Here is a 22,556-nt window from a genome sequence, read left to right as displayed (position 1 = left end):
TAGACATCATCAATTACTTTCCAACGGAAACAACCACGTTTTCAACTTGGTTAAGTCCTCGACCGATTAGTACTGGTCCGCTCCACGCCTCACGGCGCTGCTACTTCCAGCCTATCTACCTGATCATCTCTCAGGGGTCTTACTTCCATATAGGAATGGGAAATCTCATCTCGAGGCGAGTTTCACACTTAGATGCTTTCAGCGTTTATCTCATCCATACATAACTACCCAGCGATGCGCCTGGCGGCACAACTGGTACACCAGCGGTATGTCCATCCCGGTCCTCTCGTACTAAGGACAGCTCCTCTCAAATTTCCTACGCCCGCGACGGATAGGGACCGAACTGTCTCACGACGTTCTGAACCCAGCTCGCGTACCGCTTTAATGGGCGAACAGCCCAACCCTTGGGACCGACTACAGCCCCAGGATGCGATGAGCCGACATCGAGGTGCCAAACCTCCCCGTCGATGTGGACTCTTGGGGAGATAAGCCTGTTATCCCCAGGGTAGCTTTTATCCGTTGAGCGATGGCCCTTCCATACGGTACCACCGGATCACTAAGCCCGACTTTCGTCCCTGCTCGACCTGTCTGTCTCGCAGTCAAGCTCTCTTCTGCCTTTACACTCGACGAATGATTTCCAACCATTCTGAGAGAACCTTTGGGCGCCTCCGTTACTTTTTAGGAGGCGACCGCCCCAGTCAAACTGCCCACCTGACACTGTCTCCCACCACGATTAGTGGTGTGGGTTAGAGTGTTCACACAGCGAGGGTCGTATCCCACCAGCGCCTCACTCGAAACTAGCGTTCCGAGTTCTACGGCTCCGACCTATCCTGTACAAGCTGTGTCAACACCCAATATCAAGCTACAGTAAAGCTCCATGGGGTCTTTCCGTCCTGTCGCGGGTAACCTGCATCTTCACAGGTAATATAATTTCACCGAGTCTCTCGTTGAGACAGTGCCCAGATCGTTACGCCTTTCGTGCGGGTCGGAACTTACCCGACAAGGAATTTCGCTACCTTAGGACCGTTATAGTTACGGCCGCCGTTTACTGGGGCTTCATTTCTGGGCTTCGCCGAAGCTAACTCATCCACTTAACCTTCCAGCACCGGGCAGGCGTCAGCCCCTATACGTCATCTTACGATTTTGCAGAAACCTGTGTTTTTGATAAACAGTCGCCTGGGCCTTTTCACTGCGGCTACACTTGCGTGTAGCACCCCTTCTCCCGAAGTTACGGGGTCATTTTGCCGAGTTCCTTAACGAGAGTTCACTCGCTCACCTTAGGATACTCTCCTCGACTACCTGTGTCGGTTTGCGGTACGGGTAATTAATCACTAACTAGAAGCTTTTCTCGGCAGTGTGACATCTGGCGCTTCCCTACTAAAATTCGGTCCTCGTCACGCCTTGTCCTTAGCGATAAGCATTTAACTCATCGCCAGACTTGACGCTTGAACACACATTTCCAATCGTGTGCACACCATAGCCTCCTGCGTCCCTCCATCGTTCAAACATGATTAACTAGTACAGGAATATCAACCTGTTATCCATCGCCTACGCTTCTCAGCCTCGGCTTAGGTCCCGACTAACCCTGGGAGGACGAGCCTTCCCCAGGAAACCTTAGTCATTCGGTGGATCAGATTCTCACTGATCTTTCGCTACTCATACCGGCATTCTCACTTCTAAGCGCTCCACTAGTCCTTGCGGTCTAGCTTCGTTGCCCTTAGAACGCTCTCCTATCACGCGACCTATTGGTCGCATCCACAATTTCGGTAACATGCTTAGCCCCGGTATATTTTCGGCGCGGGATCACTCGGCTAGTGAGCTATTACGCACTCTTTAAATGGTGGCTGCTTCTGAGCCAACATCCTAGCTGTCTATGCAACTCCACATCCTTTTCCACTCAGCATGTATTTAGGGACCTTAATTGGTGGTCTGGGCTGTTCCCCTTTCGACGGTGGATCTTATCACTCATCGTCTGACTCCCGGATATAAATCTGTGGCATTCGGAGTTTATCTGAATTCAGTAACCCATGACGGGCCCCTAGCCCAAACAGTGGCTCTACCTCCACGATTCTTAACTCCGAGGCTAACCCTAAAGCTATTTCGGAGAGAACCAGCTATCTCCAAGTTCGTTTGGAATTTCACCGCTATCCACACCTCATCCCAGCATTTTTCAACATACACGGGTTCGGTCCTCCAGTGCGCTTTACCGCACCTTCAACCTGGACATGGATAGGTCACCTGGTTTCGGGTCTACGTCAATTTACTGAAACGCCCGTTTCAGACTCGCTTTCGCTACGGCTCCGGTCTTTCCACCTTAACCTTGCAAATTAACGTAACTCGCCGGTTCATTCTACAAAAGGCACGCTATCACCCATTAACGGGCTCTAACTAATTGTAGGCACATGGTTTCAGGAACTATTTCACTCCGCTTCCGCGGTGCTTTTCACCTTTCCCTCACGGTACTGGTTCACTATCGGTCACTAGGGAGTATTTAGCCTTGGGAGATGGTCCTCCCGGATTCCGACCACGTTTCACGTGTGTGGCCGTACTCAGGATACTGAACTGAGGGTCAACGATTTCATCTACGGGGGTATCACCCTCTGTGCCGAGCCTTCCCAGACTCTTCGATTATCATTGACTTTGGTAACTCAAATGTTCAGTCCTACAACCCCAAAGAGCAAGCTCTTTGGTTTGGGCTATTCCCCGTTCGCTCGCCGCTACTTAGGGAATCGATTTTTCTTTCTATTCCTGTGGGTACTTAGATGTTTCAGTTCCCCACGTCTGCCTCAACTCAAGTATGTATTCCCTGAGTTGTAATTACTGATTAAAGTAATTGGGTTTCCCCATTCGGAAATCTCCGGATCAAAGCTTACGTACAGCTCCCGAAGCATATCGGTGTTAGTCCCGTCCTTCATCGGCTCCTAGTACCAAGGCATCCACCATGCGCCCTTCATAACTTAACCTAACGATTACGTCGTAATCGCTGATTAATTGAGTATTAGCGATATAAACTAATTAAAAAACTCAAAAATACGCAGTTGTTTCTCGGTTTAATTATCTTAATAATTAAAGGAAAATAATTGATAATATCTAGTTTTCAAAGAACAAGTTTGAGAGGTAAGCCCCTCAAAACTGACCATTGTTTCGACAAAGTATGTGTAGCCTCCGTATATTCCTTAGAAAGGAGGTGATCCAGCCGCAGGTTCTCCTACGGCTACCTTGTTACGACTTCACCCTAATCATCTGTCCCACCTTAGACGGCTGACTCCCGAAGGTTATCTCACCGGCTTTGGGTGTTACAAACTCTCATGGTGTGACGGGCGGTGTGTACAAGGCCCGGGAACGTATTCACCGCGGCATGCTGATCCGCGATTACTAGCGATTCCAACTTCATGTAGGCGAGTTGCAGCCTACAATCCGAACTGAGAACGGCTTTAAGAGATTAGCTTGGCCTCACGACTTCGCGACTCGTTGTACCGTCCATTGTAGCACGTGTGTAGCCCAGGTCATAAGGGGCATGATGATTTGACGTCATCCCCACCTTCCTCCGGTTTATCACCGGCAGTCTCACCAGAGTGCCCAACTGAATGCTGGCAACTGATAATAAGGGTTGCGCTCGTTGCGGGACTTAACCCAACATCTCACGACACGAGCTGACGACAACCATGCACCACCTGTCATTCTGTCCCCGAAGGGAACGTCTTATCTCTAAGATTGGCAGAAGATGTCAAGACCTGGTAAGGTTCTTCGCGTAGCTTCGAATTAAACCACATGCTCCACCGCTTGTGCGGGCCCCCGTCAATTCCTTTGAGTTTCAACCTTGCGGTCGTACTCCCCAGGCGGAGTGCTTAATGCGTTAGCTGCGGCACTGAAGGGCGGAAACCCTCCAACACCTAGCACTCATCGTTTACGGCATGGACTACCAGGGTATCTAATCCTGTTTGCTACCCATGCTTTCGAGCCTCAGCGTCAGTTACAGACTAGACAGCCGCCTTCGCCACTGGTGTTCTTCCATATATCTACGCATTCCACCGCTACACATGGAGTTCCACTGTCCTCTTCTGCACTCAAGTCTCCCAGTTTCCGATGCACTTCTCCGGTTAAGCCGAAGGCTTTCACATCAGACTTAAGAAACCGCCTGCGCTCGCTTTACGCCCAATAAATCCGGACAACGCTTGCCACCTACGTATTACCGCGGCTGCTGGCACGTAGTTAGCCGTGGCTTTCTGGTTAAATACCGTCAACTCCTGAACAGTTACTCTCAAGAGTGTTCTTCTTTAACAACAGAGTTTTACGAGCCGAAACCCTTCTTCACTCACGCGGCATTGCTCCATCAGACTTTCGTCCATTGTGGAAGATTCCCTACTGCTGCCTCCCGTAGGAGTTTGGGCCGTGTCTCAGTCCCAATGTGGCCGATTACCCTCTCAGGTCGGCTACGTATCATTGTCTTGGTGGGCCTTTACCTCACCAACTAACTAATACGCCGCGGGTCCATCCAGAAGTGATAGCCGAAACCACCTTTCAAACAAAAACCATGCGGTTTTTGTTGTTATACGGTATTAGCACCTGTTTCCAAGTGTTATCCCCTGCTTCTGGGCAAGTTACCCACGTGTTACTCACCAGTTCGCCACTCACTTCAATGTTGAAATCAGTGCAAGCACGTCAATCAACGGAAGCTCATTCGACTTGCATGTATTAGGCATGCCGCCAGCGTTCGTCCTGAGCCAGGATCAAACTCTCATCTTATAGATGATGCTTGAATAGCTCATCGATTGTTGTTACATTTTTTAAAAGCGAATTGACTTTGCAAATATTGTTTGGGTTTGATATAAATATCAAACCGCCCTACACATATTTGGTTTGTCGAAACAATGTTCAGTTTTCAAAGGTCTACCTAAGTGATTACCGAAGCAATCAACTTAATCATCATATCATGTTGTTAAAAACGTGTCAACATCTTTTTTCAACTTCTTGAATATTTATTCAACATCTTAGAAATATCGGAAGACGCCTGAAACGCGCCTTGACAACATAAATCATTCTATCAGTTGCGGTTTAACACGTCAAGCATTAATTTCAAATTTGTATGACTATTCAATAATTTGTTATTTATGCATTGACCGTCTCAAACAGCAACAGGTAATATCTTATCAATCATCCACCCATTGGTCAAGTCTTTTTTCAAAAAATAAAAACACCCTCATTATGAGGATGTCTTCTCTTGGTTTAAATGACGTAAGGCTTCAGTTTTCCAGCCTGCCAAACGGTCACCTATCGGCTTGAAGCCAATGTTAATCCGATGATTCGTCCAGTAGTGCCGGTGTTGATGCTCGTCTGGTTCCGGGCCAAAATCAACGTGTTCCAAGCACCGCAACGATAAACTAATCTTCCCGGTAAACTCATCGATGTCGAGCACCACGACGTTGACCTCTTGGTTGACCTTCAAATAATCGTGAATGTCTTTGACATAACCACAGTGGCATTCCGAGATGTGAATCAAGCCTTGACGGTGACCGCCAAGACTCACAAAGGCCCCATACGGTTGAATCCCCGTAATCCGCCCCGTCACTTTCTGTCCAATCTTAAATGTCATCGTCTCGCCTCCCTCTGCATACTGGGTCCATCATGCTTTATTCCTGAACGGTTACTTTATCCATCGTTACTGGCGTCGTTGGTTGGTCACTAGCATCCGTCTTCACGGCAGCGATAGCATCCACAACGTCCATGCCATCGGTCACCTGGCCAAAGACCGTGTGCCGGAAGTCCAGCCATGGTGTCCCACCGCCCTGATAAGCCTCAACGATTTCCCCAGGGAAGCCGGCGTCTTTCATTTGGCTCTGCATCTGATCGGTCATGTCCTTATCTTGAACAATGAAGAACTGACTACCATTCGTATTAGGACCCGCGTTAGCCATGGATAAGGCCCCACGTAGGTTGTATAGTTCGGGTGAAAATTCGTCTTCAAAAGGCTGACCCCAGATACTTTCACCGCCCATCCCCGTACCGGTTGGGTCGCCACCTTGAATCATAAAGTTAGGAATTACCCGGTGGAAAGTCATCCCATCATAGTAACCAGCCTTGGCGTGCGTCACAAAGTTTTCAACTGTCTTTGGTGCTTGTTCGGGGAAGAGTTGCAGCTGAATGGTCCCCATGGACGTTTCAATCGTTACTTGTGGACCCCTGGCGTTAGCCAAATCAATTTGTGGAAACTTTGTCATAATTATCCTCCATATTCTTTCAAAACATTATCTAATTGTCTATTATCACCGCCAAAGGGGAAAAATGCAACTGAAGTCACTGGTGTATACTAGACCTACCTCATTAAATAGAGAAAGGGAGTTACATCTACTATGATTAAACCATCTACTGCTTACGGTCAGCGGACAATTGACCTTCTTCACGAACGTGGGGTCGAACTGACCGACATCGCCGACCTGGTCGTTTATCTCCAAAAAGACTTCATTAAGGACTTAACCCCAGAGATTGCCCTGCATAGCGTCCAAACTGTGTTGAACAAGCGTGAAGTCCAAAACGCCGTGATCACGGGCATTCAGTTGGACATCGCCGCCGAACACCACGCCCTCATGGAACCCCTACAAACAATTGTCGAACGTGACGAAGGTCTCTATGGTGTCGACGAGACCATGGCACTCTCCATCGTCGACCTTTACGGCTCCATTGGCTTTACCAACTATGGCTACATTGACCGAACCAAGCCAGGAATTCTGGCCAAGCTAAACGCCCACGAACCGGGGATTATACACACCTTCTTGGACGATCTGGTCGGCGCAATTGCCGCTGCCGGCGCCGCCCGACTGGCTCATGACGATGCCAACGAACAAGATACGCCGTTCAAATAATTATCACAATTTCGTTAAGCTTCGCTGGACCTGCTGACATTGAGATGAAAAACTTCTACAATGTGGGTATTATCAAATAACAACTAAGGAGCACCTAAATGGCCTATTTAATTGATTTCGTTCTCCACATCGACGATCACTTGGTAAATATCGTCAATACCTTTGGTGGGTCCACCTACCTCATTTTGTTTGCCATCATCTTTGTGGAAACTGGTGCCGTGATCCTGCCCTTCTTACCAGGGGATTCACTGCTCTTCGCCGCGGCGGCCCTGGCCGCTAATCCAGCGTACGGCCTGAATATTTGGCTGTTCGTCGCCATCTTCTTACTGGCGGCCCTCGCTGGTGATTCGCTCAACTTCTATCTTGGCGGTCGTGCTGGTGCGGCACTGTCCAACCATTCATGGTTTGGCAAGCTGATCAACAAGGACAAACTCGCCCAATCTGAACAGTTCTTCAAGAAGCACGGACCATTAGCCATCTTCTTAGGTCGGTTCATGCCGATCATTCGGACGTTCGTGCCGTTTACTGCGGCCGGTTCGCAGTTCCCCTACCGTCGCTTTCTCAAATATAACGTGAGTGCGGCCATGACGTGGGTCTTCATCTGCTGTGGTGGCGGCTACTTCTTCGGTAACATTCCGTTCGTTAAGGAACACTTTTCAGCAGTGGTTCTGGGCATCATCGTGATTTCCCTGATCCCAGCCATCGTTGGTTGGTTACGCGGACGCCGCCCTTCCCATCCAGCACCGCGCCGGATTCCGGAAGACGATTAGCTTTATCCATAAAATGGTACCGACATCACTGTCGGTACCATTTTTTCTTAGGCATCATGCCCATCAAAAAATCACAACCCCAAGGTTCTCCTTGTCGGTTGCGATTTTTCAATTTATTCAATTTAATCCGTCTCCCCTGCGTGCTTAAAGGACCGACGCCCCAACCAGTAGAGCCAGACTAGGCCTGCCTCAAATAGGACGAAAGCCATGATGAAGCAGTGCAGGAAAAAAGTATCCGGTAACGCCGTGATGATGGGGTCCAGACTCGGATCAAATAACCAGTCATTATTCCGAAATAATAGCTTATGAAAGTCGATAAAGAAGTCATTGAAATCCACCGCCATTATGGCCGCCAAAACCAGCGGAACCACCGTGGCAACCTGCATAGGCCGGATAAGCCGCCAACGTTCCTTCAAGTGTTTCAGCCGTCGGAAATACCAGATCGCCGGGTAGAGACTAACCACCAGCACGATATTATTCAGTAAAAATAAGTTCTTCACATCGTGGAAGTGAATCATCCCCGTAAAAGACGTGGGAAAGTCACTCATCTTCAGGTCGGTCACCCAAGGTAATTCCAGATAACCTAGCATTTGATAGTAATTGTGCATCAGCTTACCGGGGGCCATCTGCACCGTCCGACTGATGTTCAGCCAGTGAATATCCAACCGATACAGCCACACCGCGTTGATGGTCAAAAAGATACTGAGCGTCAGCAGAGCTAAAATGAGCGCGGTTAATCCCACGCCACGTTGCCACCTAGTCAATCGGCCCCACCTCGATGTCCCAATGGGCGAGGTCCGGCACCGTATACGTCGGTTGAACCGACTGCTGCGCGACCTGCTCTGGCGTCGAAACGCCGGTATACGTCAACAACGTATCCACGCCCGCTCGAATCCCAGCCAGGATATCCGTCTGATAGTTGTCGCCAACCATCAGTGCCTGATCCGGCGCAATCCCCATCATTTCTAGGGAATTCTGTAAAATAATCGGTTCCGGCTTGCCCACGAAGATCGGGTCCGTCTGCGTCGCGTACCGGACCAGGTCAACCAGTGCCCCGGCTCCCGGCATCAACCCCCGGGCCTTAGGAATGTTGGAATCCGAATTGGTGCCAATAAAGGTCGACCCGCTACGAATCGCCAAAATGGCTTTGGCAAATTTTTCATAGGTCACATCGCTATCAAGTCCTACAACGACGTATTCTGGATGGTCTTCATCAACCGTGAACCCCTTGGCCGCTAACGCCTGATTCAAGCCGATCTCGCCCACAACGTACACCGTGCGCTTACCGGTCTTGCCCGCCCGCTGATCCAAGAAATCTGCCGTCGCCAATCCCGCCGTGTAGACGTTATCCGTGGTAACGTGAATGTCATGGTTGTCCGCTAAATTGGCGACCACATCCACGGGTAACTTTGTAGTATTGTTCGTGACAAATTTAAAGGGGATGTGGGCCGCCTGAATCCGTTCCACAAAGGCCTTGGCCTTCGGGTAACGCTTGCTACCCGCATAAACCGTGCCGTCCAAGTCGATTAAATAGGCCTGATAATTTTTCATTGCAACTTCTCCCTAATTCTCTTTTTTCTGCCGAATCGTAAAGTGACGCCGGCCTTGACCACCTGTTGCCACGGTCACGGTCTTCCCCGCTTCCTGCTTAGGTTGCGTAGTCGTCCGGCGTTCTTCTTTGTATGGATGTGCCGTATTGTTATTGCGGTGACGCGAATGCCGTGATCGCCGCCGATGACCACCGTTACCCGTAGCGGACTTACTACCAGCGGTGGCCGTCTTTTCAGTGTTTTGGTGTTTCGGCTGATTCTGCGATTGGTTCTGGGACTTCGTCGTCTGATTCTGCTGCGTTGACTTATTGCCGTTACGCCGCCGCGATCGACTCCGCCGGGGCTTAGGAGCCGCCTTAACGTCCAAGTTGTGCAGGATAAAGTAGGCACAGCCAAAGTTACAGGATTCATAGAGGTAGTCCTGCACCGCATCGATCTGGTTCTGCTTGGCCCCAGCACGGTCTTCGGCGTAAAAGCCCTTCAACCGCAGTTGTTCAAAGCCCCAATCCCCGACAATGTAGTCAAATTTACTTAAAATGGTGCTAAATCGGCGGGAAAACTCGGTAAAGTCAAAGCCATCGCGCTCGTTAGCTACCACCTCATAGGGGTGACCGTTGATGGTCAGGTGGGTTTCATCCACCCGAACGACCTCCGCCGCCGGTTCACGGCTCTCTCGTTGTTCGGCAACCAGTGCCTCTAAATCTTTGCGATCCACCGTCGTCATCCTCTCTAGTCTTGGTTTAAGGGATAATGTTCACCGAGATATTGGGCGAACACCTCCCGTAATAGGTCCTGATATAAAATGTGGTTCTTGCCCACGATCGAAATCGTCGGGAAGAACGGAATAAACAGGTAATGGTCCAGCACCGCAATCTTATACTGCCGATTGGGTGAGAGCGGCTCGCCCCGCCACGTGACCGCGTGGGTCCGCTGGTCGTAGGCAATCCCCAGGTAATTGATCTCACCGAAGATTTTGCCGCGAAAGCCCATACCCTTTTGATGGAAATGTCGCAGAAACAATCGCGCCAATTCGAATTCTTGAATGAGTCGCCACAAATCATAGCCACGCAACGTCACCGTCATCACGTGCATGTTGTGCGGCAAGATTTCATGAAGCTGATTCTGATTGACCACCCCACGGGGTAAGTCCTCCAAGAATAGCCCAGCGTTTAAAATTGCCGCCTGGGTACCGGCATACTCCGCGATGGCGTGAAGCCCCTCACGGACCAGCCTTGGTTGGCCGGTCAGATCGGCCTCCATGGACACGGGTAAATCAGCCACGCGCTGTTCGGACAAAATATCCGTCCCCAGGTCGTGAAGCCCCTGAATTTCAGCGGCATCCCCGGGTTCTTCGGGTAGCGTGGCCGTCTCCACGACACTAGCCGTAGCGGCCTTTACGTGGTGTTGTCCGTCCACACTAACCTCAATTTTACCCACGTACCGCCCGAATTTACCAGCGGCGGCTAGCAGGCTGTGATTATCCTGTTCCCCGTTAACAAACAAATGGTGCGTGTGGCTCCCAATAATCACGTTGACTTGTGGATAGCGCTTGGCAATCTGCCGGTCGACGTCCACCCCTAGATGGGAAAGCAGCACACAGACATCGAAGTCTTCAGCATAAGTCTTCAATAAGCTCTTCAACGCCTGATCGACACCGATGGGCAACCATCCCGCCAACGGATACGTGAGCTGGTACGGGGCCGTCAACCCTAAGACCAGAACGCGGGTGCCAGCCTTAGTCGTGAGCATCCGGTGATCGACCGCCCATTTCGGCTGCTCATGGGTATCTGCCGTTAACAGGTTCCCCAACACCACCGGGAAATTGGCGTAGTCGTAGAGGTGATCCAACTGGGCCCGCATGTAACTCAGGCCCTCGTTATTCCCAATGGTCACCGCGTCATAGCCAATCTGATTCATCAATTCCACGTTTTTCTGACCGTTCGTGGCCTCCGTCACTGGGTGGACACGATCCATGTTGTCCCCGAGATCAAAGGTATACACGGTATGTCCGGCAGCCTGGGCACTTGCCTTAGCGGCGGCCAGATACCGCCGAATACGCGGCCAATTCTCAAAGTGTGAATGCAGGTCATTGGTATGCAGAATGGTCAACTGTTCCATAGTCTCTTAACTCCTCTTAACACTGTGTTTAATCCTACGGCATCAAGGGCTCCCGGTCAAGCACGATACAGACGCTTCTGCGAATTCCCGACGCGACGAACAGCCGCCATTTCCCACATTCAGTCAAACACTACTGCTTATCGCGGAACTCTTTGGCCTTGCCTGCGACCATCTCTTCGATTTCACTGGTCGAAAATGGCGTACCGAACGGAACCGGCTCCTTGAGATAACGGGTCTCCGGCGTGTCCACACCCACGTTAATATTCTCCTTGACCGGCACGGCGTAGTGGTGAATGTGCCCGTGGAGATTAATAATCTGTTTCACAATACCCAGCATCATGGGATAGTGGGTCATGTAGTACTGCCGGTGGTCGTACTTAATCAACGCGCCAACGTCGTGAAAGGTATACTTCTCCTGACCGTGATCCACCGGATTGTGGGCCGCCAAATACTTGAAGAGTGCGCGGCTATCGTGATTGCCCTTAATGAGTTCCAGATGGCCATTTAACTGTGAGAGCACAGCGGCCACAGCCTCATCGGACTTCACGGCCGGCCGCGTGAAGTACAGGGCAATGTCGCCCAGGTGATAGACGGTATCCGTCGGGGCCACCCGTGCATTCCAGTTATCGATGATGGTCTGATTCATCTCTTCAACATTGGCAAATGGCCGTGGCGCGAAGTCATTCATCCCCAGTAAATCTTTATGGAAGAAATGCGTATCTGACGTGAAATATTGCATAGCGTTACTCCTTTATGGCTAAATAATATCGAGACGTTCCTTGTGAGTCGGCCGTGGAAATTGGCGATCTAGGGCGGCCAGCTCGGCCGGAGATAATTTCAAATCGCCAGCGGCTAAGTTCTGTTCCATGTGGGCCACCGAACTCGTCTGCGGAATGGCCAGCACTTGGGGTTGCCGAATGACCCAAGCTAGCAGAACTTGATAGACACTGGCCTGATGGGTTACCGCGATATCCTTGACCGTGGCGTTGGTCGTGAGTTGCTGCCCCCAGGAATCCCCCTGAGCAATCGGTGAGTAGGCAATCAGAGGTAACTGATGCTCCCGTTGCCACGGCAGCACCGCGTAGTCCAATCCCCGACTGCCAAGATGATAGAGGTCCTCGTTGGCCGCCGCCTGATCACCACCGGGTAACTGCCACAGCTCCTTTAGATCGGCGATATCAAAGTTGGATACACCCCATGCCCGAATCTTACCGGTCTGTTGCAGGCGTTGGAGTTCGGCCACCGTCTCGGCTAAGGGCACACTCCCCCGCCAATGATAGAGGTATAGGTCGAGGTAATCGGTCCGTAGCCGTTGGAGACTAGCGTCCAGACTCGCCTCCATACGTTGCCGAGACGCGTTCTCCGGTAGCACCTTGGAAATCAAAAAGAGATCCTGACGTTGATAGGGTTGTAGGGCCTCCCCAACCAATGTTTCCGCTCGGCCAGAACCATACATCTCGGCCGTATCAATCACGCGGGCACCGGCGGCAATCCCGGCTTGGATCGCCGCAATCTCGGTCTCGCGCTGTGCGGGCCGATCACCCATGTGCCACGTCCCAATTCCGATCGCCGGGACCGTCCGCCCCGCAATTTTAATTTGTTGCATCTCAACACCCCATTTGATTTTTTATCCGCGACCGCATTAACTGGTCACGAACGCCGCAAATAACAACTACTTCCATCCTAGCACTTCACAGCTATTTTCGCTGGTTCGGTTCTCACGAAAAAGTCGGACAAAAGAGGCCGTGACAATCGCTGCCACAGCCTCTCAAAACTTCTATTTATCTGAATCCGAATCCATCACCCGCGCCGTCTGACGATCGCGGAGTCGCTTACCCAGACTCAGGCCAACTAGCCAAATGACCGACCCAATTAACGCGATCAGTGTGTCCACCCGGAAGAGTAAAACGATGGCGACCATGCCGAGAAAAGCCAGAATGAAGTAGTCACTCAGTGGGAAGAATGGCATCTTAAATTCACCGTTCTGGCGTTCCAAGGCCGTCTGCTGCCGCTTGTACTTGATATGCGCCACCACGATGGCACTCCAGATGAAGAGGAAGCAGGTCGTGGCGATACTGGAGACAAAGGCGAAGACGTGGCCCGGAATGATGAAGTTCAGAAAGACCGACACGGCGATAATTACCGTGGAGAACCGCAACGCCCGCGTCGGCACCTGAGCCCGTGACAAGGTGCCCATGTGCTTGGCGAACCGCCCCTCACCCCCATACGTCAGGGAAAAGAGCATCCGCCCGGTCGTAAACAGCGAACTGTTGCAGGCCGAAGCCGCCGCTGTCAAGACCACGAAGTTAATCACGGCCGCCGCCGACTGAATTCCAACGTTCTTGAAGACCTGAACGAAAGGACTGCTGGTTGGTGACACGACTTGCCACGGGTAGATGCACATCAAGGCTAACAACGAGCCCAGGTAGAAGAGAATAATCCGAATAGGAATCTCGTTAATCGCCTTAGGCAAGACCTTCTTGGGATTGGCCGTCTCGGAAGCGGTCATCCCCACCATTTCAATCCCGACGAAACTAAAGAGTACCATCTGGAAGGACAGGAAGAAGCCCTTGGCCCCGTTGGCGAAGAATCCACCGCTGGCCAGGTTCGTCACGCTGGCATGACCGGCCGGCGTTGGAAAGTGAACGGCCACCATGTAAGCGCCGGCTAGAATCAGCGCCACAATTGCGACAATCTTAATGATGGCAAACCAAAATTCCGTTTCGCCAAAGGCGCTGACCGTGACGGAGTTCAAGGCTAATAAGATAGCTAATAGCGTCAAGGCCGTGACCCACGCCGGTAAATGTGGGAACCAGAACTGCATGTATTGCCCGGCCGCCGTGACCTCGGCCATGGCGATGGTGATCCAGCAGATCCAGTAGGTCCAGCCGGCCACGAAGCTCATATTTTCACCCAAGTATCGCTTAATAAAATCAATGTAAGAGTGGACGCCGAGGTCAGACAGTAAGAGTTCCCCGAGCGCACGCATCAGCAGGAAGCACATGATTCCGGTCACCAAGTAGGCCAAGATAATGGATGGCCCGGCAAGATGAATGGATTGACCGGCACCTAAGAAGAGGCCAGTCCCGATTGTTCCCCCAAGAGCAATCAGTTGGACGTGGCGGCTCTGCAATCCCCGCGAAAATTCCTGGTTGTTATTCGATTGACTTTCTTTCATCTTAATCGCCCCTTTGTTGAAATATATTATACACATCTTAATGGACGATGCCAGTACCAGCGCTGGTTAGTTTGACTAACTAAACAGCGTGAAAGCCCGGCATAAAAGAGTATCTCTCAACTTAAAACCATTTACGTGATAATTATTCACCTTAGGATGAATAAAGCATCCCTCCAACAAGTGAAGGGATGCTTCCTGAGCATTTATTTACGTAACCGTTCGATATCCCGAACAATCATTAACTCTTCGTCGGTTGGAATCAAGAGCGTCTTGATCTTAGAACCGGCGGCACTTAAGTCGCGTTCAACCCCACGAATATCGTTCTTTTCTGGGTCAACGGCGATGCCGAAGTAGTTCAACTTGTCGGCAACTTCTTGACGGATCATGATGTCATTTTCACCAACACCGGCCGTGAAGACAATCGCATCCGCACCGCCCAATTCAGCCAGGTAGGCCCCAACGTAACGAACAATCCGGTTAATGAACATGTCCCGAGCCAACTTGGCACGGTGGTTCTTGTCTTGAACGGCTTCCAGTTCACGCATATCTGCGGAGACCCCGGAAACACCGACCAGACCAGACTTCTTGTTCAAGATGTTGATCATGTCGCTTGGCTTGTCGATGTTTAGCTTTTCCATCAAGTAAGCTACTAAGGACGCATCAATATCCCCAGAACGGGTCGCCATTTCGATCCCGGCCAGTGGCGTGAAGCCCATAGACGTATCGTATGACTTACCGTCCTTGATAGCGGTGATCGACCCACCGGCACCAATATGGAGCGTGATCAGCTTCAAGTCTTCCAAGGGTTTGCCTAACATGGCAGCGGCCCGATGCGCAACGTAACGGTGACTAGTCCCGTGGGCTCCATACTTCCGGGCCCCATACTTTTCGTAGTATTCGTAAGGGATCGCATACATGTAGTTGACTTCTGGCATGGTCGTGTGGAAGGACGTATCGAAGACCGCCACACTCAAGACGTTAGGCAAGATCTTCTTGAAGGCTTCGATCCCCATAGCTGCGGCCGGGTTGTGCAATGGTGCATATTCGGCCAAGTCCTTGATCTTTTGTAAAACATCGTCATCAATCACGGCGGAGTCCTTGAACTCTTCACCACCGGCAACGACCCGGTGACCAATCCCCGTAATTTCGTTGAAGTCCGTGATGATCTTCAATTCAGTCAATTGGTCCAACATTAATTGGATGGCTTCCTTGTGATCGTTCACATCTTCATGCGTCTTGTACTTTTCGCCATCGCCATACTTGATTTCGACTAAAGAGTTGCCCAGACCAATCCGGTCAATGGCGCCTTCAGCGATAACCTTTTCTTCTGGCATTTGGAATAACTTGAACTTTAACGTAGAACTTCCGGCGTTAATTGCTAATGATTTTCCCATTTGGTAATTTCTCCTTTTATGAGCGGTCCGTCAGCAGGTTTTGTTCTTCCCATTGGACGATTTCCGCAACAAACTTTTGAAATGCTGATTGTTCTTTAAATGATGGGAACTCGCCCAACATTACTTGTTCAACCTGCTTTGCGCCAGCGCCCGGCTTCTGAAGAATCAGAATGGCCTTCTGGGCGTTAACATTCATAAAGAGCTCACTTGGAAGGTTCAACAACCCTTGAAGGTAAGCGTTACCAGCTAACCACTTTAACAGGCCCTTCGCCTCTTCCGTTTGAAAGAGTTGAGAAGGTACCAGGAAGACGCCAACGCCCCCTGGTTTTAGCTGATTGAGCGCTTGCTCCAACAACAAGTGATGCACGAATGAGTGGCCTTCTGCCGCGCGGGTTTGATAATTGGCGGCGTTGTCATCAATCGGATAATACCCGATTGGCAGGTCCGCAACGATCAAATCACTTGCGGGAACCAACAACTGCTCCAACGCATCCTGGTGAATGAGTTCAATCGGTAACCGTTGGAGATCACTCGACGTCTGGGCGATGGCCAACATGGTATCATCGTTGTCCACCCCATAAGCCTTGATCTTACCCTCGACGACTGCCTTCAGTTGCGAGAGCACCGCAGTCAACAGGTTCCCGGTGCCGACCGTCAAATCGGTCACGGTCAGCTCAGACTTGCCCTTCTCCAACCGGGTAACCAGATAACCCATAATGTAGGCAATCGTATCCGGCGTGAGTTGGTGATTGGCTTGAATTTCATCCACACGAATCGCTTTGAGCATGGCCAATTGAATCGCCCGGCGAACCGTTTCGGCATCGTCACTTTGCCAGTCGACTTGGGCGTACAGCTTGGTTAATGCCGCTGCGGTCTCCTCGTCGGGCTGACCATCTTCCACCTGAACCTGTCCATTGAGCAGATTATCTCCGGTCTCAATAAAGGCGTCCAAGTAAGATGTGCTTAGCGCCGTCTGCAAGGTCGTGGTCGATTCGTCCAAAACCTTGAAGAGCGCTTCAGTCTGTTCTTGTGACAGTACGCTTCGCCTCCTTGTGAAATTTACATGACTCTACGTTTCCGTTATCTATACTACCGATTTTTCGGGTGTTATTCAAGCAATCTTTCCGGTGAATCTCCGGGTTTTACCGTTCTGGGGGCCCGTTTATGGGGATGCTGGGACCCCTTAATCGCCCGTTCTATTTGTGAAGTCGAACGATTATACGCTTTAATCAGTTCAAGGGTCGACTGTTGGCGCGCCGATTGGCCGGCCAGCACAACTAATAAAATAAGGCTGACGCCAGCCAAAAAGAACAACGCCCACAACGTCAAAAAGCCGTGCCGCGTAAATCGAGAATGGTGGTCTGCCAAGGCAATCGCTCCTGTTTAAGTCGTAATTGTACCAAGCCGGGATACGGGGTCGGCCGCCACTGAACGGCCTCAACGTGCCGTAAGAGCGGGTAGTATCCTTGATGCTGCGAGTTGGTGAGGCGCAAGACGTGTTTCGTATCGACCCACACGGCAACTTGCTTGCCGCCCTGCTGTAAGTCGACGAGATTTAGTTGCCGTCGGTCAAGACTGACCGCTCGGTAGCGGCCGGGCTGTTCGAGTACCCGCACGGCTTGATACCACGCAATCGGATCGTGGCGAAGCGGTCGCAAAATTTGCCGGTCAACCCCACTCGCTAACACAAACATCCCCGAGGCAATGATCAAGGCCATCAATGCTTCAACTAGCGTAAAGCCTCGCCGCTTCGTCATTGCACCGCTGCCCATTTTAATAGTGCATGGTCGTGACGGGCACGCACCTGCCGAAGCTTTGCCGTCTGAATCTGCTCACGATGCTGGGTGACGACTAATGCCTGCTGTGCCAGGAGAATCGTCAACGCCACAATACCGAGTGCCAACAACGCATCAGGCAGGAGCCAGCCGTGACGGACGCCGGGTCTTCGTTGCTTCCACATAAATGAGGGCACCTCCTAACTGAAAGGTCTGATACCACCAGACGCGGTGGGTCGTGCTATACCACTCCATGGTAAAGGCCGCCGAATTCCCCTGTGGCGAGATGCTCCATGCCGTCTTACCATCCACCCAGCGCAAACCGGGCGGCGGGGTCAACTGACGAAAGACTCGGCGTGGTTGTCCCTGTGCGAGAGTCACCCGGCCCGTGTGGCGGTCCACAAAAATACCGACTGTCTCGTGACGGGCCAAAGCTACCTGACGGCCCGCCGTCCATAGCTGTTGCCAAGCCGGCCAAAAGGCGCGTTCCGCGGCCGCACGACGCTGGGCGACGGCCTGAAACCCGACCAACGTCCCCAGACCGGCAACAATGGCTAACACCACTAGCGTTTCATACAACGTAAAGCCGCCGCACCGGCTAACTTTCCGGACGTTCGTCATGGATTTTGATCCCCTCTCGTTTCGCCTGAGCAACCTGCTGTGGCGTCAAATACTGTCCCTTCTCTAACGCCTCATAGGTCACGTGTTCGGCGGTCTGGTGATCATCCAAGTAGGCCGTCACCTGTCCCTGAACCACCGTCTCCATGGCGTGCTGGTGGATGCCCCGAGCGCGGTGGCGCTGACCGTTTAGGTTAGGAAGAATAATCAAGACCAATAGGGAAATAATGAAGAGCACAATGGTCATTTCAACGAGGGTGAAGCCGTGTCGTTGCTTCATTGATAGACCCCCTGTAAGTTGGCGTACATGGGTAAAAGCAAACTGAGATAGGCGCCCACAATCAACAATGCCACCACCGCTAACAAAACGGGCTGGACTAACGCTAGGCCTTGCTCGGTTAGCCGCACCAATTCACGGTAACGAAGCTGACTATAGGCTTCTAGCTCCCGTGTTAACTGCGCGTGCGTCCGGCCCTTCTGAAGTAAGATCACCAGTTGGTCAGGAATAAAGGGTTGCCGTTGTAGCCAACCCAGCGGTGACTTTCCGGCCTGCAGCTGCCGAGCCAAGGTCCCGGCTAGCTGGTGGAGCAATGCCTTCTCGGGAAGTTGCCGAAGCACGGTAATCATTTGCTTGACGCTCAAGCCACTGGCCAATAACTGACTCAAATTTGCCGTCAGGTAGTAGGCGTAATAGGCACGCAAGATTCGGCCGATGATGGGCCAGCGTAACGTCCAGCTAACGAGCCTTAACCGCGGTTGTTGCCGCCACCAGCGCCAAACCAAGTAGCCCCCGGCCACGACCAACAGTCCTCCACCAACTTTTAGATAAAGTTGACCAATCGTCGTTGCTGTTGTCGTATGGGCCACAATTTCCTGCTGTAATTGCGGTAGCACGCCGAATTTTAGCGTAATCAACAGCCCTACCATCCCCGCCAATAAGCCCAACGGATAGAGTAATAGCTGGCCGAGTCGCTTACGTTGGGTAGCCATGAGATTCAATAGTGTCGCGGCGCGTTGTAAGGCCATAGCTAGATCTCCATGGGTGGCGGTGACTTGTAGCTGAAAGTAGACGTTGGCCTGCAAATAAGGGGCCAGACAACCGACAAAGTCCTGGCCACTCTCCAACTGCTCTTCAATGACGGCAAGGCTGCGTGGCAGTCCGCTACCGGCCATCTGGCTAAAACGCAATGCCTGACGAAGTGAAAAGCCCCCCGCCAACTGGTCGGCCAACAACTGACAAAATTGATGTTGCTGCGTCAACGACCACCTAGCCGACCCGGAACCGTTGTGCCGTTTCAACCGAAATAACTTGCTGCCGTTGGGCTTGTTCAAGGGTATGCCACCACCTTTCCGTGGTTGTCCGTTGTAATTGCCAAAGCGCCTCGTCGACCAAAATATCCAACAAAACTGCGGGCGCCTGCTGAACGCGTGGAATCAGTCGCTGATAGCAACTCGCCGTAAGCACTTGCCGAAGCTGAGGCAACGGCACCCCCAGCTCGACTAACCGTGAAACGCACCCACTGGCGGTCTGAGCATGAACCGTGCTCAAAACGAGATGCCCACTGAGGGCGGCGCGAACCGCCGCTTGGGCGGTAAGAGGATCACGAATTTCACCAATGATAAAAACATCGGGACGGTGACGCAAACCGACTTTGAGTAGCGCTTCGTAGCTCATCCCCGCCGCCGCGTTGACCTGAAGCTGAATGAAGTGTGCCGATTTAATTTCCACCGGGTCTTCAATCGTCAAGACGGTGGCCGTCGCCGCCAACTGGCTGGCAATGGTGTACATGGTCGTGGTCTTGCCCGAACCCGTGGGCCCCGCAAATAGCATCAAGCCCCGGCGTTCGGCTAGTTGCGCCAACTGGGTGGGTTGGCTGGCGTCCAAATAGGCCATTTGCTGCGTGTGATACGGGTAGATCACCCGTATCACTAACGACTCGCGACCAGCGTAATCTCCCACCGTTGAAAAGCGCAACTCAACCGCGGGATCTCCCGGCCAAGTCAGCGCCCCCACCTGAGGACGGCGATTCTCGCTAACCGCCATGTTAGCTTGGAATTTAAAATAAGTAATCACTTGGGTCCCCAACATTTGCGTAATCTGACGCCACTGCGTCACCGCCCCTAGCTGGCGTAACCGAATCTGATAGCCCGTTGCTTGCGGTAAAATATAAATATCACTGGTCTGCCGACTGATGGCCGCGGCCAATAATTCGCGAATAAAATCCTTAATCACACGTGTCATCTCCTGCCCTTTTCACTTAACTCCGCAAAAGGGGCGGCAATATTTTCCGTTACACTAACTTTTTTCGATAACCATCATCCGGCTAGAAGCAGGGTCGGTCCATAGTAGTAAAAAAGCCGAGAACATTTTCGTCCTCGGCTCACACATGATCACTGATCTACTTGGTCCTGCTTCAACAGATTCAATAACTCCCGGTCGCGTTGTGTGACCATTTCTTTCCCAGCGTCGCCGACCCAGTCGTAGAACCCATGGCCAGTCTTTAACCCCAAGGCGTGATCGGCCACTTTCTTCGCCAGTGCAGGATCTTCTCCCTGGATCGCACTCAGATCGGCATAAAGATACTTACTGATGTTGTCAAAAACGTCAAGGCCCCCGAGATCGGCACTGGCAATCGGCCCCACGAGACTCCAGCGTCGACCCAGGCTGTATTTGATAATCTCATCGACAGCTTCGGGGGTCGCAATCCCCGCGTCCACGATGTGTAAGGCCTCTCGCAACACAGCCAGTTGAATGCGATTGCCCACGAATCCCGGCGATTCTTGTTCAAGACCCACCGCATGCTTGCCAATCTGGTTCATCAAGTCGACGGTGAGGGTCACCGTGGCCGGCGCGGTTTGCTTGCCGGGGACAACTTCGACCAGCGGCATCAGCTGGGCTGGATTCCAGAAATGAGCCACGACAAATCGCTCGGGTTTAACCAGCACAGACTGAATGGCGGTCGGACTGAGTCCAGAGGTGTTGGTTGCTAGAATCGTCGTGTCGGACACTTGTGATTCGACCCGCTGCCAAACCTGCTGCTTCACCGTCAAATCTTCGATAATTGATTCAATCACAAAATCAGTCCCAGAAAGGGCGACCGCATCGTCCGTTGTCGGCGTTATTCGGTTGAGGACGGTCGCTGGCGTTTCGTGCAGTAAGTTGGCCTGCTGAAAGGTTGCCAAGTCACGCTTAATGGCCGCCATTCCTTGTTGTAGCGCGGTGTCACTGGTATCTAACAAACGCACGGCGTAACCGTTCAAGGCAAACTGCAGGGCCGTAGCGTGGCCCATGGTGCCGGCCCCCAGATTGGTGATGGTCTTGATGGCATTTAGGTTCATTTGAGACGCCTCCCAATTTCTCCTGCTAACCGATTCTCGTGTTCTCTATGGTCTTAGTTTACCAATGATTCGTAAAAAATACCGTTGTCAGCTCTCACACTCCAAATCATTATCTCTATACAAAAACCCGCCACCAGACAATGCCTGATAGCGGGTTCATCGACTCATATTATTGGGTTTAAAAACGCTTATTCAACGTTTTCAGGTAAGACTGCTGCTTCGTAAATATCGGAAACATCGTCGTTGTTTTCCAGTTCGTCAATCAAACCTTGGTACTGGGAAGCCTTGGCTTCTGGCACTTCAGTTGTGTTTTGAGGGAACATCCGAACTTCAGCGGTGTCCAGCTTGTAGCCCTTATCTTGTAAAGCGTCACGTACTGCAATTTCACTCGAAGGATCCGTATAGATCTTGAATTCTTCATCCGTGGTTTCCATGTCGTCCGCCCCGGCGTCTAAAGCATCCATCAACATCGTATCTTCATCCGTATCCAAGCCATCACGCAGGATTACAATGTAACCCTTCCGGTCGAACATGTATGAAACGGAACCCGCTGCACCAAGTGAGCCGCCATGGTGCGTGAAGGCAGAACGAACAGCCGCAGCCGTCCGGTTCTTGTTATCCGTCAAAGCAGCAACCATGATCGCTGTCCCTGCTGGACCGTAACCTTCGTAGGTAATTTCTTCGAACTTAGCGCCGCCAACACCAGAGGCCTTGTCTAAAGCCCGCTTGATGTTTTCCTTAGGCATGTTAGCTGCCCGCGCCTTGTCCATTTCCAAACGAAGTTGAGGGTTACCGTCGGGATCAGGACCACCTGCTTTTGCAGCTTGGTACAAATCACGTGAGATTTTTTGGAAGATTTTTCCACGCTTTGCATCCTGAGCATTTTTCCGGCCCTGGATGTTATGCCATTTAGAATGTCCTGACATCGTAACTCCTCTTTTCTAAAATTTTATT

At 51.6% G+C, this 22,556-nt stretch carries 21 protein-coding genes and 2 rRNA genes; 2 read left to right on the top strand and 21 right to left on the bottom strand.

The features are described 5' to 3' along the window. Positions 1–46: 46 nt before the first annotated feature. The 4 genes from KB236_02545 to KB236_02530 all read right to left on the bottom strand — a co-directional run bounded on the left by KB236_02545 (position 47) and on the right by KB236_02530 (position 6,218). Positions 47–2,963 (bottom strand): 23S ribosomal RNA (locus KB236_02545). Positions 2,964–3,180: 217 nt separating this feature from the next. Continuing rightward, positions 3,181–4,746 (bottom strand): 16S ribosomal RNA (locus KB236_02540). The 16S and 23S rRNA genes sit together here, the layout of an rRNA operon. A gap of 457 nt (positions 4,747–5,203) precedes the next feature. Continuing rightward, a complete protein-coding gene (locus KB236_02535; protein UIF29654.1) occupies positions 5,204–5,593 on the bottom strand; it encodes a S1 RNA-binding domain-containing protein in 390 nt (129 codons plus the stop codon). 37 nt (positions 5,594–5,630) lie between these two features. Further along, positions 5,631–6,218 carry a peptidylprolyl isomerase gene (locus KB236_02530; protein ID UIF29653.1) on the bottom strand — a complete coding sequence of 196 codons (588 nt, stop codon included), beginning with the start codon at positions 6,216–6,218 and terminating at the stop codon, positions 5,631–5,633. Between the two features lie 132 nt (positions 6,219–6,350). On the opposite strand from KB236_02530, the gene KB236_02525 reads away from it, so the two are divergent. Next, positions 6,351–6,860 (top strand): phosphatidylglycerophosphatase A, encoded by a 510-nt coding sequence (locus tag KB236_02525; GenBank protein UIF29652.1) that lies wholly within the window; start codon positions 6,351–6,353, stop codon positions 6,858–6,860. 98 nt (positions 6,861–6,958) lie between these two features. After that, positions 6,959–7,630 (top strand): VTT domain-containing protein, encoded by a 672-nt coding sequence (locus KB236_02520; protein ID UIF29651.1) that lies wholly within the window; start codon positions 6,959–6,961, stop codon positions 7,628–7,630. Positions 7,631–7,752: 122 nt separating this feature from the next. On the opposite strand, the gene KB236_02515 is transcribed toward KB236_02520, so the two are convergent. The 17 genes from KB236_02515 to KB236_02435 form a co-directional block, all read right to left on the bottom strand. Next, positions 7,753–8,394: a TIGR01906 family membrane protein gene (locus KB236_02515; GenBank protein ID UIF29650.1), complete on the bottom strand. Its 642-nt coding sequence runs from the start codon at positions 8,392–8,394 to the stop codon at positions 7,753–7,755. Continuing rightward, positions 8,387–9,181: a TIGR01457 family HAD-type hydrolase gene (locus KB236_02510; protein ID UIF29649.1), complete on the bottom strand. Its 795-nt coding sequence runs from the start codon at positions 9,179–9,181 to the stop codon at positions 8,387–8,389. Before KB236_02510 ends, KB236_02515 begins: the two co-directional genes overlap by 8 nt. A gap of 12 nt (positions 9,182–9,193) precedes the next feature. Continuing rightward, positions 9,194–9,904, bottom strand: coding sequence for a YutD family protein (locus KB236_02505; protein ID UIF29648.1), 711 nt, complete (start codon positions 9,902–9,904; stop codon positions 9,194–9,196). A gap of 5 nt (positions 9,905–9,909) precedes the next feature. Continuing rightward, positions 9,910–11,298: a 5'-nucleotidase C-terminal domain-containing protein gene (locus tag KB236_02500; GenBank protein ID UIF29647.1), complete on the bottom strand. Its 1,389-nt coding sequence runs from the start codon at positions 11,296–11,298 to the stop codon at positions 9,910–9,912. Between the two features lie 130 nt (positions 11,299–11,428). Beyond that, complete coding sequence (locus KB236_02495) at positions 11,429–12,037, bottom strand: metallophosphoesterase family protein (GenBank protein ID UIF29646.1); 609 nt, start codon at positions 12,035–12,037, stop codon at positions 11,429–11,431. Positions 12,038–12,055: 18 nt separating this feature from the next. Then, positions 12,056–12,904: an aldo/keto reductase gene (locus KB236_02490; GenBank protein UIF29645.1), complete on the bottom strand. Its 849-nt coding sequence runs from the start codon at positions 12,902–12,904 to the stop codon at positions 12,056–12,058. Between the two features lie 171 nt (positions 12,905–13,075). Continuing rightward, the gene (locus KB236_02485) at positions 13,076–14,476 is read right to left on the bottom strand and encodes an amino acid permease (GenBank protein UIF29644.1); all 1,401 of its coding nucleotides are present in this window, start codon (positions 14,474–14,476) and stop codon (positions 13,076–13,078) included. Between the two features lie 203 nt (positions 14,477–14,679). Then, on the bottom strand, positions 14,680–15,870 hold the full coding sequence (locus KB236_02480) for an acetate kinase (protein UIF29643.1): 1,191 nt from the start codon (positions 15,868–15,870) through the stop codon (positions 14,680–14,682). A gap of 16 nt (positions 15,871–15,886) precedes the next feature. Then, positions 15,887–16,906 (bottom strand): class I SAM-dependent methyltransferase, encoded by a 1,020-nt coding sequence (locus tag KB236_02475; GenBank protein ID UIF30268.1) that lies wholly within the window; start codon positions 16,904–16,906, stop codon positions 15,887–15,889. 289 nt (positions 16,907–17,195) lie between these two features. After that, positions 17,196–17,627, bottom strand: a complete 432-nt coding sequence (locus KB236_02470; protein ID UIF29642.1) for a prepilin-type N-terminal cleavage/methylation domain-containing protein — start codon at positions 17,625–17,627, stop codon at positions 17,196–17,198. Further along, on the bottom strand, positions 17,624–17,830 hold the full coding sequence (locus KB236_02465; protein UIF29641.1) for a hypothetical protein: 207 nt from the start codon (positions 17,828–17,830) through the stop codon (positions 17,624–17,626). The genes KB236_02470 and KB236_02465 overlap by 4 nt, the downstream gene beginning before the upstream one ends. After that, positions 17,781–18,266: a type II secretion system GspH family protein gene (locus tag KB236_02460; GenBank protein ID UIF29640.1), complete on the bottom strand. Its 486-nt coding sequence runs from the start codon at positions 18,264–18,266 to the stop codon at positions 17,781–17,783. The genes KB236_02465 and KB236_02460 overlap by 50 nt, the downstream gene beginning before the upstream one ends. After that, on the bottom strand, positions 18,244–18,543 hold the full coding sequence (locus KB236_02455) for a prepilin-type N-terminal cleavage/methylation domain-containing protein (GenBank protein ID UIF29639.1): 300 nt from the start codon (positions 18,541–18,543) through the stop codon (positions 18,244–18,246). Before KB236_02455 ends, KB236_02460 begins: the two co-directional genes overlap by 23 nt. Continuing rightward, entirely contained in the window at positions 18,540–19,523 is a 984-nt protein-coding gene (locus tag KB236_02450) for a type II secretion system F family protein (protein UIF29638.1), read from the bottom strand. The genes KB236_02455 and KB236_02450 overlap by 4 nt, the downstream gene beginning before the upstream one ends. Before the next feature lie 7 nt (positions 19,524–19,530). Beyond that, on the bottom strand, positions 19,531–20,496 hold the full coding sequence (gene tadA / locus KB236_02445; protein ID UIF29637.1) for a Flp pilus assembly complex ATPase component TadA: 966 nt from the start codon (positions 20,494–20,496) through the stop codon (positions 19,531–19,533). Between the two features lie 158 nt (positions 20,497–20,654). Beyond that, the gene (locus KB236_02440) at positions 20,655–21,602 is read right to left on the bottom strand and encodes a 3-hydroxyacyl-CoA dehydrogenase family protein (protein UIF29636.1); all 948 of its coding nucleotides are present in this window, start codon (positions 21,600–21,602) and stop codon (positions 20,655–20,657) included. Between the two features lie 188 nt (positions 21,603–21,790). Then, positions 21,791–22,528, bottom strand: coding sequence for a YebC/PmpR family DNA-binding transcriptional regulator (locus KB236_02435; GenBank protein UIF29635.1), 738 nt, complete (start codon positions 22,526–22,528; stop codon positions 21,791–21,793). Positions 22,529–22,556 lie beyond the last annotated feature (28 nt).

Origin of the sequence: Levilactobacillus brevis (assembly GCA_021383565.1) — a bacterium.
GTDB lineage: Bacteria > Bacillota > Bacilli > Lactobacillales > Lactobacillaceae > Levilactobacillus > Levilactobacillus brevis_B.
This window is presented reverse-complemented; position numbering and strand designations above follow the sequence as displayed.

Bases quoted from the DNA above. Each gene is read 5' to 3' on its own strand.
- KB236_02535 (UIF29654.1), bottom strand. From the start codon at position 5,593: ATGACATTTAAGATTGGACAGAAAGTGACGGGGCGGATTACGGGGATT.
- KB236_02530 (UIF29653.1), bottom strand. From the start codon at position 6,218: ATGACAAAGTTTCCACAAATTGATTTGGCTAACGCCAGGGGTCCACAA.
- KB236_02525 (UIF29652.1), top strand. From the start codon at position 6,351: ATGATTAAACCATCTACTGCTTACGGTCAGCGGACAATTGACCTTCTT.
- KB236_02520 (UIF29651.1), top strand. From the start codon at position 6,959: ATGGCCTATTTAATTGATTTCGTTCTCCACATCGACGATCACTTGGTA.
- KB236_02510 (UIF29649.1), bottom strand. From the start codon at position 9,181: ATGAAAAATTATCAGGCCTATTTAATCGACTTGGACGGCACGGTTTAT.
- KB236_02505 (UIF29648.1), bottom strand. From the start codon at position 9,904: ATGACGACGGTGGATCGCAAAGATTTAGAGGCACTGGTTGCCGAACAA.
- KB236_02500 (UIF29647.1), bottom strand. From the start codon at position 11,298: ATGGAACAGTTGACCATTCTGCATACCAATGACCTGCATTCACACTTT.
- KB236_02495 (UIF29646.1), bottom strand. From the start codon at position 12,037: ATGCAATATTTCACGTCAGATACGCATTTCTTCCATAAAGATTTACTG.
- KB236_02490 (UIF29645.1), bottom strand. From the start codon at position 12,904: ATGCAACAAATTAAAATTGCGGGGCGGACGGTCCCGGCGATCGGAATT.
- KB236_02485 (UIF29644.1), bottom strand. From the start codon at position 14,476: ATGAAAGAAAGTCAATCGAATAACAACCAGGAATTTTCGCGGGGATTG.
- KB236_02480 (UIF29643.1), bottom strand. From the start codon at position 15,870: ATGGGAAAATCATTAGCAATTAACGCCGGAAGTTCTACGTTAAAGTTC.
- KB236_02470 (UIF29642.1), bottom strand. From the start codon at position 17,627: ATGACGAAGCGGCGAGGCTTTACGCTAGTTGAAGCATTGATGGCCTTG.
- KB236_02465 (UIF29641.1), bottom strand. From the start codon at position 17,830: ATGTGGAAGCAACGAAGACCCGGCGTCCGTCACGGCTGGCTCCTGCCT.
- KB236_02460 (UIF29640.1), bottom strand. From the start codon at position 18,266: ATGACGAACGTCCGGAAAGTTAGCCGGTGCGGCGGCTTTACGTTGTAT.
- KB236_02455 (UIF29639.1), bottom strand. From the start codon at position 18,543: ATGAAGCAACGACACGGCTTCACCCTCGTTGAAATGACCATTGTGCTC.
- KB236_02440 (UIF29636.1), bottom strand. From the start codon at position 21,602: ATGAACCTAAATGCCATCAAGACCATCACCAATCTGGGGGCCGGCACC.
- KB236_02435 (UIF29635.1), bottom strand. From the start codon at position 22,528: ATGTCAGGACATTCTAAATGGCATAACATCCAGGGCCGGAAAAATGCT.